The organism is Companilactobacillus huachuanensis, assembly GCF_005404815.1.
Taxonomy (GTDB): domain Bacteria; phylum Bacillota; class Bacilli; order Lactobacillales; family Lactobacillaceae; genus Companilactobacillus; species Companilactobacillus huachuanensis.
Window position 1 is genome coordinate 1 of sequence record NZ_BJDF01000016.1, and the last position, 14973, is coordinate 14973.

At 36.8% G+C, this 14973-nt stretch carries 10 protein-coding genes; all 10 read right to left on the bottom strand.

Translation table 11 applies throughout. The features are described from left to right. Positions 1-518 precede the first annotated feature (518 nt). Positions 519-1973 (bottom strand): C40 family peptidase, encoded by a 1455-nt coding sequence (locus FFM71_RS09495; RefSeq protein WP_137611935.1) that lies wholly within the window; start codon positions 1971-1973, stop codon positions 519-521. An 11-nt stretch (positions 1974-1984) separates the two neighbouring features. Further along, the gene (locus FFM71_RS09500) at positions 1985-3205 is read right to left on the bottom strand and encodes a C39 family peptidase (protein WP_137611936.1); all 1221 of its coding nucleotides are present in this window, start codon (positions 3203-3205) and stop codon (positions 1985-1987) included. 455 nt (positions 3206-3660) lie between these two features. Continuing rightward, positions 3661-4905, bottom strand: a complete 1245-nt coding sequence (gene pepT, locus FFM71_RS09505) for a peptidase T (protein WP_137611937.1) — start codon at positions 4903-4905, stop codon at positions 3661-3663. A 13-nt stretch (positions 4906-4918) separates the two neighbouring features. Then, on the bottom strand, positions 4919-5710 hold the full coding sequence (locus FFM71_RS09510; RefSeq protein WP_137611938.1) for a Nif3-like dinuclear metal center hexameric protein: 792 nt from the start codon (positions 5708-5710) through the stop codon (positions 4919-4921). Next, positions 5710-6399 (bottom strand): tRNA (adenine(22)-N(1))-methyltransferase, encoded by a 690-nt coding sequence (locus tag FFM71_RS09515; protein WP_137611939.1) that lies wholly within the window; start codon positions 6397-6399, stop codon positions 5710-5712. Before FFM71_RS09515 ends, FFM71_RS09510 begins: the two co-directional genes overlap by 1 nt. Before the next feature lie 8 nt (positions 6400-6407). Beyond that, on the bottom strand, positions 6408-7604 hold the full coding sequence (locus tag FFM71_RS09520; protein WP_137611940.1) for an SAM-dependent methyltransferase: 1197 nt from the start codon (positions 7602-7604) through the stop codon (positions 6408-6410). Positions 7605-7884: 280 nt separating this feature from the next. Continuing rightward, positions 7885-9000, bottom strand: a complete 1116-nt coding sequence (gene rpoD / locus FFM71_RS09525) for an RNA polymerase sigma factor RpoD (protein WP_137611941.1) — start codon at positions 8998-9000, stop codon at positions 7885-7887. Positions 9001-9022: 22 nt separating this feature from the next. Then, positions 9023-10849, bottom strand: a complete 1827-nt coding sequence (dnaG, locus tag FFM71_RS09530; protein ID WP_137611942.1) for a DNA primase — start codon at positions 10847-10849, stop codon at positions 9023-9025. 618 nt (positions 10850-11467) lie between these two features. Beyond that, positions 11468-13528: a glycine--tRNA ligase subunit beta gene (glyS, locus tag FFM71_RS09535; RefSeq protein WP_137611943.1), complete on the bottom strand. Its 2061-nt coding sequence runs from the start codon at positions 13526-13528 to the stop codon at positions 11468-11470. Beyond that, positions 13521-14432: a glycine--tRNA ligase subunit alpha gene (gene glyQ / locus FFM71_RS09540; RefSeq protein ID WP_137611944.1), complete on the bottom strand. Its 912-nt coding sequence runs from the start codon at positions 14430-14432 to the stop codon at positions 13521-13523. The genes glyS and glyQ overlap by 8 nt, the downstream gene beginning before the upstream one ends. Between the last annotated feature and the right edge of the window lie 541 nt (positions 14433-14973).

The following is a 14973-nucleotide window of genomic DNA, read 5'->3' on the forward strand; positions in this document are numbered from 1 at the left end:
GTAAACGACTAACTTGATCATCGGAAAGATTGATGTGTTGTTTAACAGGTCTGATATCTGATTTCATAAAATATATCCTTTTTTGAATTGATTATATCAGAATATAAAAGTGAGAGCTATACTCCACTAGTTGGAAGAGCTGAGAGTATTCAATTGCAGCGAAAGTGGCGTTATTGCTTCAGCAATTACACCATCGGGCGTTTGAAGACTCGCGGGTTTTGCGAGGCTTCAAACGAGGTCCGAGACCGCTTCCCAGGCTCGGGCCGTTCCGCGCAGCAATTGAATACTATCAGCTCTGGAAACGGCATACTTAACTAAACTCTCAACCTTTAGTTAACAAAATGAGTTGTACCACACCTAAGTGATTCTTTAAGTGTAGTACAACTCATTTATGTAATTACTTATATTTAAATTGGTCAGAAGACCTGACACGACCGACTTTTAACTAAATCAAAGGACGCACCCCGATTGGGATTACCAAGTTCTTTTGATTATATTATTTCACACCTACTAATTAATTAGGCAAATACACGTTTAACACCAACAATGTTTCCACGTGATGAATAGATTGAGTGAACTTGGACGGCAAATGGCCATGATTCAATCATTGTATCTGAGTTTAGTAAAATACCAACGTGCCAAACAACACCAGTTGATGAATCAGCGAAGAAAATCAAATCTCCACGTTGACGATTATTAAAGTTTACACGAGGAAGTCTGTTATCAGCCCAGTAGTCACGACTATTCCATTCATGACCTGGTTGAGCGTGCTGAATATTTGAAATTGGTGATGAATCAATACCAGATGCGTAAAGTGCTTGAGTAACCAATCCAGAACAGTCAACACCATATGATGGCATTGAAGCAGCACCTGAGATCCAAGGTTGACCAAGATATTTGTAGGCTTGGTTGATCATAGCTTCAACATGGTCTGAACGAGTGCTTGTAATATTGGTTTGTAATGGAGCAACATATGAGTCGATACCATACCATGTGCTCTCGACAAATCCCATAGCCTTCCATGTAGCCAAGTTAACAACACCTGTTACAGGAAGACCTTTTCTTGATTGAAGAGCTCTAACACTAGCAGCTACAGAACCATCATAGATTGTATGAGCATTAGAATAACCAAAGTATTTTCTTACTAAATATGTCTTAATACCTTCAACACCGTTGTATAGATCATACCCAACAGCACCACCTGAAGATTGAATTTGACTGTTATGAATTTGTAACCAACCATTTGGATTTTGATATGCAGCAGCAGTTGTAGCATCGTCACTGTTTAGCCAAACGTTGTTAGCAATTTGATAGTAAGTCAAACCATTAACTTTATCAGTTTTGTTGTATCTCCAAACAGAATTAGCTGCTTGGTTTGCTTGACCATTTCTAACAAATCCTTGGTCATTACGTGAAAAGTTAACGGCACCTGATGATTTAACACGAATAACACCATCGGCAGCGTTACCGTATGTCAAAACAACATCTTGGCCGTCGGTGAATTCGTTGGTAGCAACACGATAGTATGTCTTGCCATTATATTCTAGCTTTTGATCAGTATACCAAGCTGAATTAGGTCCAAGTTGACGATCAGTAATTGCAGTACCATCTTGTTTGTAAAGCGTTGTTGCTTGATTCTTAGTTGTGGCTACACCCTTTATTTGAGTGATATTTGAAGCTGTAGAGTCAGCCTGTGTATCAGCATTTTGATCATTAGTACCCGTTGTGGTTGCTTGGTCACTAGTTGTGTCTGCTGTATCAAGTACATTTTCTTGAGCATTGGCTGTATCATCAGTAGCTGTTGCAGGTGTATCAACTGCTTTTTGATCGTCTGTAGTTGTTACAGCTTGAGTAGCTTGAGAAATTGCTTGATTATTGTTAGTTGTGTCAGCCTTAACATTTTGTTGCGTTGTAACAGCCAACATTGTTAGTGCCATACCACAAATAAAAGATAGTTTTGCTTTTTTATTCATCTGTTTATCCCCTAATAACTTATTGCACGTCTATTTTGCGTGTTCCAATTGTTAATAAATTGATTAATCCCCATTTGAAGTGTCTGATCGGTCCAACAGTCATTGTAATAAACATAATTTGGATCGTATCCTGTGACAACCAAAGCGTGGTATGGGAAACCATACAATGTATGCCATGTTACAACTGGATGGCCAATATCAATTTGATACTTGATTGCATCGAAATTTTGACCTGTTAAATCTTTAGCCGTTCCCGCATATTTTTCAACTAGATTCATCAAGGCTGATGGAAAAATTGTGATACCCGTTTGATCCCATGGTTGACCAATGTAACCATAACTAGGATTGCTACTACGTGGCATTTCACGGGCCATTTGCATCTTATTAACTTTGGCACCAGCATACTGAAGCATCATCGTTACGGCAGTAATTTCACAGCCATTTGGTAATTCAGGACGTTGTGCAATCAAAGGTACACCAGAAATCCATTTGGAATCCTTGTATTGACCGTTATTAATAACGACATAATCTTGTGGAACCCAAGTATCATTACCGATTTCATACCATTCTTTGCCGTTAACTTTGGCATAATTGCTTACTTTCCACGTACTACCCGTGGGCACATTGTTACCTTGATAAGTAGCTTTGTTACCATAGTGTAAGAATGTGTGAGCATTGGACCCCTTTTGGTAAACGACCGTTGCATTACCTTGGTAGGATTGAACATATGATGTAAATGTTCCATTATTGCCATTAGCAAATTCATCCGTAGCAACCCGGTAATAATTATTACCATCACTCATCGTCATATGAGTATCTGTATACCAAGCGGTATTTGGACCCAAAGCACGATCAGTTATTTGTGAACCATCGGCACGATGTAAATATGTCAATTGACCTCCAACATTGTACACACCATCAACAGGTTGTGATTGTACTTGTGATGGGTTAGCAGTAGTATCGTTAGATGTTTGAAAATCCCGTATCTGTGTTTGCGTAGTAGTTTGAACTGGTTCCTGTTCCCCTTTTGATTCATCAGTTGTTGCTGTTGCAGCATCCGACGTTTTATCTGTAGCTGGTTCGGTCGCTTCTTTATCAGCAGTTGTCGCGATACTTTGGCTAACGGTTGATTCATCATTGTTAATTACAGTGTCAGCTTTAACAATATTTGTTGAAAGCAGACAACTGGACGCAAATAAAGTTGCATAAAATAGTTTCCTTTTTAACCCCATATATTTTTACCCTTCATTTTAAAAATAAAAATAGATACTTTACTTATCGAAATGACCCTATGACATTTGGAATAAGAGATTATATCAGTAAATTTTTTATTTCCATGCAATGGCTTTTATAAATATTTTAATACAATAAGTATACCATCAGAATAATAAAAAAAAGAACAGCATCCGTTAAAAATCGGAAGTATTCCTAATTTTATGATTTTATTTTCTAACAATCATTTACAATCCATATTATGTGACTATTTGTTGATATTTATAATAATTCAGGTATAATTTTGTTTTTGTTTTGTTGTTTAAGATATATGTTTTCGTAAAACATATATCTTAATATTCGATGTTTATATTCAGTTAAGGTTACATAAGATATTTTTATTGAAGCTGAGAGTACAAAAAATAGGAGTTGATAATTTTACGATTATCAACTCCTATTTTCCAAATTTTTAATATTATTTCTTTTGACTATTTAATCTAATAATTTCAAGAACGACATCAACGGCTTTTTCCATAGCTTCTTCAGAAACATATTCAAAGCGTCCGTGCATATTCTCTCCACCAGCAAATAAGTTTGGTGTTGGCAAGCCCATAAATGAAATTGTTGATCCATCAGTACCACCACGAACTGGTGCCTCATCTGGTTCAATATTCAAGTTCTTCATGGCTTCTTCAGCAATTCTAACAACATCCATGTGATCTTTCATAATATCATACATGTTGTAATATTGATCTTTCATATCAATCTTAACAGTACCCTCACCGTGCTTTTCGTTCAGAGCCTTTACGATCTCAGTAATTTTATTCTTACGAGCCTCGAGACCATCACGCTTGAAATCACGAATGATATAAGACATGTCAGTATGATCAATTGTACCTTGTTCATCGCACAAGAGATAGAATCCTTGATCACCCTCAGTCATTTCCGGAACTTCATCTGCTGGTAACATGCTTTGGAATTCACTAGCAATCAACATTGAGTTGACCATGATACCCTTGGCACCTGAAGGATGAACATCCTTACCAGTAATGTGAACTTTCAAACCAGCAGCACTGAATGTTTCAAATTCAAGTTGTCCAACAGGACCACCATCAACTGTATAAGCAAAGTCAGCACCAAAATCTTTCACATCAAAGTGGTCAGCACCTGTACCAATTTCCTCATCTGGTCCAAAGCCAATCTTAACTTTGCCATGTTTGATTTCTGGATGATTGATTAAGTATTCCATCGCAGTCATGATCTCAGATACACCTGATTTATCATCTGAACCTAAAAGAGTGTCACCACTAGTAGTGATAAGTGTTTGACCAGCATAATTCTTCAATGAAGCAAAGACTGCTGGGTCGAGTGTATACTTACCTGCCTCATCAAGCTTAATAACACTCTTGCCATCGTAATTTTCAACGATTTTTGGTTTAATATTCTCTGAGTTAAAATCAGCAGTATCAACGTGAGAAAGCAATCCCAAAACTGGAACATCATAATCAATATTTGAAGGTAATTCAGCGGTCAAATATGAATCGACTTTGCGAATCTTAACATCGTTCATACCAATTTCCATCAATTCCTCAGCTAACTTCTTGAGAAACTCTGTTTGTCTCTCAGTTGAAGGAATTGTCGTGGAGTTTTCGTCCGAACGAGTATTTTGCTTTGCATATTCCAAAAAACGTGGAATCAATTTTTCATATTTTATTGCCATTTTTATACGCTCCCTATAAAAAATTATATGGTTCTGTATCCACCTCTGATTGTACTATATCTAATTCCAATTTATTAGACCTTTTCCAATCATTTAGGATATTTGCCATTTCTTTAATAAAGATTGCTTCAATATGATGTCCTGGATCAATCACATTCAACCCGTTAGCCATCATATCGTGTGCTGTGTGGTAATAAACATCGCCTGTAATAAAAGTATCGGCACCAGCTTTTAAAACCTCTGGATAGAATTTACCGGCGTCTCCTCCGATAATAGCGACTTTGTGAACCTTTTGACCTAAGTCTGATTTAACATAACGTAAATTTTGGACATGATATGCATCACGAACCATCTTGGCAAAATCCACTAAATCCATTGGTTTCTCAGTTTCACCCATTCGACCAATCGAATAGTCATCATTTTCATCTAAGAAACGGACATTTTGAAGACCAAGTTCTTCCATTAACCAATCGTTCATCCCACCATGTGCCTTGTCTAGATTAGTATGACTAGCGTAGACAGAAATGTTATGTGATAACAAATCACGATACATTTGATTTTGTGGTGAAGCCAAATCTAAATTATGAGCAGCATTAAACATCACTGGATGGTGTGCCACGATTAAATCAACCTTCTTATCGATGGCCTCTGCCACAACACTGGGACGAACATCAAGAGTTGTCATAACACGATTGACCGTCTGTTCTTTGTCGCCAAGTTGAAAACCAGTAGGATCGCCATCCATCTTAATTGATAATGGGGCAAATTCTTCTATTTTATTAATAATATCCTGAACTTTAACCATTAGATAATCTCCTCAATATATTTAATATATTGGTTCATTACATCAATTTTTTCTTGATCAATCTTTTTAGCGTGTTTCATATTAGCGACTGCTTTATGGTAACCGTTTAATTTATGCTGCCACTTAGCAATAAAAGTTGGTGTCTTTTTCTGCATCAAGATGGGTCCCATCAAAAATTCTGCTTCGTTCAAGACGACAGGTGCAGTGACTTTTTGGGCTTTGATAATTTCGTAAACGTGATGATCTTCTTCGACAATATCTTCATCAACAATTGCAAAGTTATTTTCAACCAACCAGTGACGTACAAGCGGTTCACCGATATTAGGTTGTAATACTAAAGTTTTTACATTCGATAATTGCTCAGAAGTTGCTCGGGTCAAAATACTTTGAATCAGAATTCCACCCATACCGGCAATCACTACTGTATCAATTAAATCATTAGCTTTGATAACGGCTAGACCGTCACCCAAACGAACGTCGATTTTGTCACTAAGGCCAAACTTTTCAACATCTTCTTTAGAACGCGACATTGGTCCTGGGGCAACTTCACCAGCAATAGCATAATCAGCCATTTTTTCTTCAAGTAACTCCACTGGTAAATAGGCGTGATCTGATCCAATATCAGCCACTCTTGTATGTTTATCAACCATTTGGTAAACGGCTTGTAATCTCTTTGAAAGTAAAGTCACTTTAACCTCTATTCTGCAGTCTTTTTGTCTAAGTCTGTCATGTATTCACGTGTCATTGGCATAGCAGTACCACTAGGTCCATTCGTTAATAAGAACTGGATAACATCAATGTTACCACTTTCAAATGAGGCCGCACAGGCTTGAAGATACATGTCCCACATACGAACAAATCTTTCACCGTACATTTCATCAACTTGATCTTTAACTTTGTTGAAGTTACGATCCCAAATTTCCACGGTCTTTTGGTAGTGACGACGTAATGGCTCTAGGTCATCAATCTGGAGACCAGCATCTAAGATATGACCAACATTTTCTTTAACATCAGGAATGTAGCCACCTGGGAAGATATATTTAACTAGCCAAGCATCCACGCCGACACCATAATGTTGACCAGTAATACCATGGATCAAAGCATTCCCGTCAGGTTTCAAAAGTTTCTTGACCATTTCGAAGTAACCAGGCAAGTTTTCCTTACCAACGTGTTCGAACATACCTACGGAAACGACATGATCAAATTTTTCGTTAACCTCACGATAATCCTCGAGCATAACTTCCATTTGATCACTGAGATTCTCATCTTGAATTTTCTGATTAACAAAGTCGTACTGTTCTTGACTAAGAGTAACACCCTTAGCCTTCAATCCATATTCTTTTGCTGCAGTGAACATCATTGTTCCCCAACCGCAACCGATATCAAGGATTGTTTCACCCGGTTTAGTATTCAACTTATTCAAAATATGGTGCACCTTGTTCATCTGTGCTTGTTCCAAAGTGTCTTCTGGTGTGCGGAAATAGGCACATGAGTAAGTCATGGTATCATCAAGCCATAATTTGTAAAAATCATTACCGATATCATAGTGTTCTTGAATTTCTTTTTTATTTCCTTCTTCAGTGTGACTGAACTTAGGAATGTATTTCTTCAGCTTTAAACTGGACATGAAACTATCCGATTGTGTATAAGCAGAAGTAATCAATTTTTGAATTGAACCGTCAATTTCAATCTTTTTGTCCATATAGGCTTCACCTAATGTCAAAGTAGCATGCTTAACAACTTCAGAAATTGGAACCTTTTCATTAAACTTGATAGTTATATCAGATTTCCCCTCTGGTCCATAACTATTTTCTTTGCCATCCCAATAAACCACTTTAATAGGAATAGTAAAGGAACGTGAAAATATTTCATCATAAATCTTTTTATCTAACATAACAAACCTCCAAAAAATAGATATATTAATTGTAAATCAAATCTTGAAAGAATATAAACTAAAAGTGCTATTTTTTCAGAAACATATTTACTAAAACGTCTCTTTTATCAAATGTTCTCTATCATGTTATTTATCTGTCCCCATCATTAATTAATTAGATAATTATAAGAATTTTGATTTTCAATAATAAAAAATGAAAATTTACGTCACTTTGAGGCAGAATATTTAGAAAAACAAAAAGGCCACCATAATGGCAGTCTTTTAAAATAAACAAATTTTATTATTCAAGGAAATCCTTAAGTTGTTTTGATCTTGAAGGATGACGCAATTTTCTTAATGCTTTGGCTTCAATTTGACGAATTCTTTCACGCGTAACACCGAACACTTTACCAACTTCTTCAAGTGTTCTTGTGCGGCCATCATCCAAACCGAAACGAAGACGCAGAACATTTTCTTCACGGTCTGTCAAAGTATCAAGCACATTTTCCAATTGTTCCTTCAATAACTCATATGATGCGTGGTCTTCAGGACTAGTTGCATCAGAATCTTCAATGAAGTCACCCAAATGAGAGTCATCTTCTTCACCAATAGGTGTTTCCAATGAAACTGGTTCTTGAGCAATCTTCAAGATATCACGAACTTTACCAGTTGGCATATCCATTTCAGCACCGATTTCTTCAGGAAGTGGTTCCCGACCTAGATCTTGAAGTAATTGACGTTGAATTCTGATCAATTTGTTGATAGTTTCAACCATATGAACAGGAATACGGATAGTTCTAGCTTGGTCAGCAATAGCACGAGTAATGGCCTGTCTGATCCACCAGGTTGCATAAGTTGAGAACTTAAATCCTAGACGGTAATCAAATTTTTCAACAGCCTTCATTAGACCCATGTTACCTTCTTGAATCAAATCCAAGAATTGCATACCACGTCCAACATAACGTTTAGCAATTGAAACAACCAAACGCAAGTTAGCTTCAGCAAGTTCTTGTTTAGCCACTTCATCACCTTGTTCAATCTTCAAAGCAAGGTCAACTTCTTGTTGGGCATTCAACAATGGAACACGACCAATTTCCTTTAAATACATACGAACTGGATCATTAACTTTAATATCAGTTGGTGAGGTAGTTTCTTTCTTAGTCTTGGTAGCTTCCTTCTTTTCCTTTAGAAGCGCAAGTTTACTAGGATTACCCTTTTCGTCAACAACACCAATACCGACATCTTCAAGTTCACTAACAAAGTTAGTTAAGGCATCGCCCTTAAGTTTATAAGGTTTGATGATTTTTTCTTGCAAATCATCTTCGGTGATCTTACCTGTTTTCTTAAGGTCTTTAATAAGCTTCTTTGTTGCTGCTTTTAATTCTTTTGATACTGCTGGTTTTTTTGCTGTAGCCATATATATTTTTCCTCCAGTATGCTTAATTGCTAAGGATTCTTCTTACATCAACCAATTGCTTCACTAATTCCATCTGCAATTTGTTGTCACCGACCATCGCCGCCTTTTTGAGTTGTTCGTTTAGCTCGTCTAACTTAACTTCTAAATCAGAATTTTGGATATTATGTACATAATCATCAATTTCTTGATCATTATATTCATCAGGCATATTCATCATTTCTAATTCTGCCAAAAGATTTTTGTCGCCATTATCTAAAACATTCATGAAATCGGAAACATTAATTTCATCATCGTCGACATCATCCTGCTCCACATATGCTAATAGCGCGTCAAAAATTCGTTGGTAATTTTGATGAATAAAGCTAAAGCCTTCACCTTTTAAGTTAATTCTGACCTCAGGAAAGTTAATCGCCCAATATAATAAGAAACGTTCAGACTTCTCTAAACGATTATATTTAGGTCTAACACTCGAAGTGGTTGTCTCTATGGTACGTTGTTGAACATCTTTATAATTATTGGCTGGTTGTTGAACTGCTTGTTGACGTTTGAGTGCATCTAATTCCTTATTGATAGCTTCCTTAGACACATGCATTTCGTCAGCGACCTTGCCAACATACATATCGATTTCAACCGGTGATTGTAATTTTACTATTTCGTGTAACGATTGATTCAGAAATTCTAACTGATCATGTTCATTATTCAGGTTATAGTTCCGTTTAAAATAATTTAGGATAAAAGCAATTGGGGTTTGAACGCCACCATTAGCCAAATTCTGAAATTTTTCAAAGCCTTCACTCCTGATATATTCATCAGGATCTTTCTTGTCTGGAATACTAATTACACCATAACTGAAACGTTCATCCGTTAACTGAGTTAAAGCACGATATGTAGCTTCAACTCCGGGATCATCTCCATCATAACAAACATTGATCTTATCGGTTAATCGGCTCAACACATAAAGCTGCTGGTCAGTCAAACTGGTACCCATTGATGCAACACCATTGGTAACACCAGCTTTATATGCACTAATAACATCCATGAAACCTTCAAATAAAATTACGTTGCCCTTTTCACGAATCTCTTTTTTGGCATTATTCAGATTGAACAACGTTTTACCTTTATTAAAGATTTCCGTCTCCGGACTGTTGAGATATTTCGCCGTTGAGGCTTCCTTATCCAAAATACGTCCAGAAAAAGCAATGATATTACCTGATTCATCAGTTATAGGAATCATCACTCGGTCGCGAAAACGGTCGAATAATTCACCTTCCTGATTTTCAGCGAATAGCCCTGATTTTTTCAAGACATCTTCGCTGATATCTCGGTCTTTGAAGAACTGTAACAACAGATTATTATTATTAGGTGCATATCCGATTCCAAAAGTCTGAATTAAATCATCCGAAAGATCACGATTCTTTAGGTACTTCAAAGCTGGAGTACCATTTTCAGTCTTAGTCAAAATGTGACTATAAAGTTTAGCCGCATCGGCATACATTTTTAACAATGTTTGACTGTCAGAATTCTGATATTGCGTGCTTCTAGCTTCATATTGATCAGGAACAGAAATATTTCCCATCTGGGCAACTTCAATCACTGCTTCAGGGAAAGTCTTGTTCTCCATCTCCATGATGAACTTATAAACATTGCCACCACGACCACAACTAAAGCAATGAAAAATTTGCTTGTCCTCTGCAACTGAAAACGAAGGAGTTCGTTCTTCATGAAACGGGCAAAGTCCAAACAAATTCTTACCTGACTTCTTTAATTGTACATACTTACTGATAACATCGACAATATCTGTCTTCGAGGTAACTTCATCAATGAATTCCTGAGGAATTCTCGTTGCCATGGCCGTCACCTCCTCATATGTTTATAAAAACAGAGAAATATAATCTAACACATTAGTTTTAGTAAAACAAACATGTTGTATTGTTCCACGAGCGACTAGAAATAAAACAGTGCTCCCATAAAAGTGCAAAATGGGACCACTGTTCTCTTGTCAACTACTTATTATACACGGTTGTTTGTAAAAGTCTATATAAACGACTACAAAATATTTACAATTAGCAATCAACAAATTAAAACAATATTAAGGTGATAACCATCTTCATTACCTAATATGATCAGCGTTTCATTCACATTTTAATTATTTACACAATCTTAGTAAATGCTATACATTCTTAACAAAATTAATAGATGACATGTCGCACACGATGAATGTTTTTCATCGGCATAATTTACTAGCTAAAGGTTGAAAGGTGAAAAACTAATATAACCATTGTTGTTACAGGCATAGAACAAGTTCACTTAAAAGTTTTCATTTTATTTGTTCCTGCAATTAAAAAATAAACTAGTTGGAAGAGCTGAGAGTATTCATTTGCCGCGAAAGCGGTGTAATTGAATACTCTCAGCTCTGGAAACGGCATACTTAACTATAATTTCAACCTTTAGTTACTAGAACAAAGCATTATTTAGTAACAACCTTGGACAAATCACCCAAGTTTTCAATCAAGTGATTTGCAATAACTAATTGTGTCAAACGATTGTTCTTAACACTTTCATCTTTAGCCATGATCATATTTTCATCAAAGTATGAATCAATTACAGGACGTAAAGCAGCTAATTGTTTGAATAAATCTTCGGCATTGTCATCACTGACTTTAGCGACTTGCTCCTTTAATTGTGATTCTGAAGGGTTTTCAAACAACTTTTCATCAACTGTTAAATCATCTGAGTAACCAAACTTAGCTTTTTTAGATAAGTTAACAATTCTGCCAAGAGCTTCCATAACAACCTTGAAATCATCATCTTTAACATGATTTTGAAGAACTTCAGCAACATCGATCATTGCAATTGGATCAACATTTGAGCCAGATGCAACTGCGTCAATAATATCATTTCTGATATCTTTTTGATTTAACAATTGACGTACACGATCAATCATGAATTCATTGATAGCCTTTTCGTTCTTGCCGAGATCAAGCTTAGCGGGAACTGTTAAGTTGACTTTCAAGAAGTCTTGTAAGTCCTCAAGATTTAATGACCATTGATAATTATCAAGAATTCTGACGATACCATAAGCTTGACGACGCAAAGCATATGGATCATTTGAACCACTTGGAACCAAGTCAACGGCATAGAATGTCACTAGCGAATCGATCTTATCAGCAATAGCTAAAGCAGCACCTACTTTACTTGCAGGCAAATCACCTTCAGCTGAAATTGGCATGTAGTGTTCACGAACAGCTTGTGCAACCGCCTTAGTTTCACCCATGATCTCAGCATATTTTTCGCCCATAACACCTTGTAATTCAGGGAATTCGTCAACCATGCTTGTTACCAAGTCAAACTTATAAATATCACTGGCACGTAATAGATCCTTTGTTTCAGTGGCATCAAATTTGAATAATTTTGCCAAATGTTCAGCAATTTGATGAACTCGAGCCATTTTTTCAAACATAGTACCAATTTTAACGTGGAAGTTAACTGATTTAAGTTTTTCAACGTAATCAGCAATTGTCTTCTTTTGATCTTCCTTAAAGAAGAAATCAGCATCTTCAAGACGAGCAACCAAAACTTTTTCATTACCACGAACAACGTTTTCAATATGTTCTGAATTACCATTTCTAACACCGATGAAATATGGTGCAAGTTTGCCTTCTTGGTCACGAACATAGAAATATCTTTGATTATCCTTCATTGAAGTAATCAACACTTCTTCGGGGATTTCCAAATATTTTTTGTCGAATGAGCCAGCAAATGTAGTTGGAAATTCAACTAAGTTGTTAACTTCTTCAAGCAAATCAGGATCAACATCGATATCCCAGTTGTTATCAGAAGCAATCTTGTCGATTTGGTCCGAAATAATTTGTTTACGTTCTTTAGCATCAACGATTACAAATTGTGATTTAAGCTTTTCAACATAATTTTGTGCATCATCGATTTCAACGTCTTCTCCTAAGAAACGGTGACCACGTGTCATGCGACCAGATTCAATATCAAGAATCTTCACTGGAACTTCTTCGGTATCAAGTAGTGAAACTAACCAATGAATTGGACGAATATATTCGAAATCGTATGAACCCCAACGCATTCTGGTTGGGAATGTGATGGCCTTGATAACTTCATCCATATGGCTCAAAACATCTTCAACTTTTTTACCATCCTCATGCTTTTGGATGTAAGCATATTCAACACCTTTTAATTCTTCAAAGAAAATATCGTCAGGTGTCATCTTTTGACCACGGGCAAAACCTTGAGCAGCCTTAGTCCAGTTACCATCAGCGTCCTTGGCAATTTTCTTTGAGGGACCTTTAGCCTTAATATCAATATCAGTTTGTTTTTCGGCAATACCTTTAACAAAAATAGTTAAGCGTCTAGGAGTTGAAAACTTTTCGATTGAGTCAAAAGAAATACGATTTTCCTTGAGAAACTTTTCAGCTCTTTGAGCAAATTGATTAACACTCTTTGTTACAACATGGGCTGGCATTTCTTCCAAACCGATTTCTAATAAGTAATTTTTAGTCATTTTCGTTCTCCTTTACTGCATTGCTATTTGCCAAAAGTGGGAAGCCACGTTTCTTTCTTTCTTCAACGAAGGCCTTAGCAACCTTGTGAGCCATCTTTCTGATTCGTGATAGGAAAGCTGCACGTTCAGTAACAGAAACGGCACCACGGGCGTCCAGTAAGTTAAATGTATGTGAACACTTCAAGATGTAGTCATAAGCTGGATGAACTAATCCTAGATCCATCAAACGATTAGCTTCTTTCTCATAAGCATCAAAGAAAGTGAATAACATATCTTGATTGCTTTCTTCAAATGAATACTTTGAATGTTCGTATTCTGGTTCTTTGAAGATATCACCATAAAGTACGCCATCGCCCCATTCCAAGTCGTAAACAGAGTTAACATCTTGAATATATGAAGCTAAACGTTCAACACCATAAGTGATTTCACTAGTTGTTGGGTGACATTGAAGTCCCCCGACTTGTTGGAAGTATGTAAATTGAGAAACTTCCATACCATCAAGCCAAACTTCCCAGCCAACACCGGCACATCCCATTGAAGGATTCTCCCAGTTATCTTCAACAAAACGAATATCATGCTCCAATGGTTCAATTCCCAGAGCTCGTAGTGAATCAAGGTAATATTCTTGGATATTTTCTGGAGCTGGCTTCATAACAACTTGGAATTGATGGTGTTGGTATAAACGGTTAGGGTTTTCACCATAACGACCATCGGCAGGACGTCTTGATGGTTCAACGTAGGCTGCATTCCAAGGCTCTGGTCCAATTGCACGTAAGAATGTATAAGGACTCATTGTCCCGGCACCCTTTTCTGTATCATATGCTTGCATCAACATACAACCTTTATCACCCCAAAATTTTTGAAGTGTTAGAATCATATTTTGAACATTTAACTTCTTTACCATTTTTTCTCCCTTCAGGCAAAAACACAAAAAAATCCCTTGCAGTGTACACTTAGGCACTTTCTGCAAGGGACGAGTATTCGCGGTTCCACCCTAATTCAGGACCGAAGTCCTGCTCTTTTATATTCAAATTAATCGTACGCCATAAATCTGATCGAAGCTTTCACTGTCCTTCGTCGCTGTTTCAACATAAATCAATATAACCATTTTTTGGATAATTGTCAATTTAAGTTGTTGGTTTTGCTGCCGTCTCCGGTGGCCAAGAGAAGTAATCTGCTGTGAGGACCGGTTCGAGCCAAAGTACGGTCTCGAACCTCGCTTTTGAGCCGAAAACCACGTCTCCAAAGTCGTCCGTGGCGTAAGAGCTAAAGCTCTAACGCCACCTTCACTGCAGATTACTTCTCTTGGCCACCTCCGACTAGATATTACTGGATAAATGTTAAAAGGCGAAAAATTTTCTGTCGCATCTTGAAACCAAACATAGCAAGACTATATCTAATTTTTAGTATTAAGGACTAACGGTCGAAAAACGAAAAATTAATAT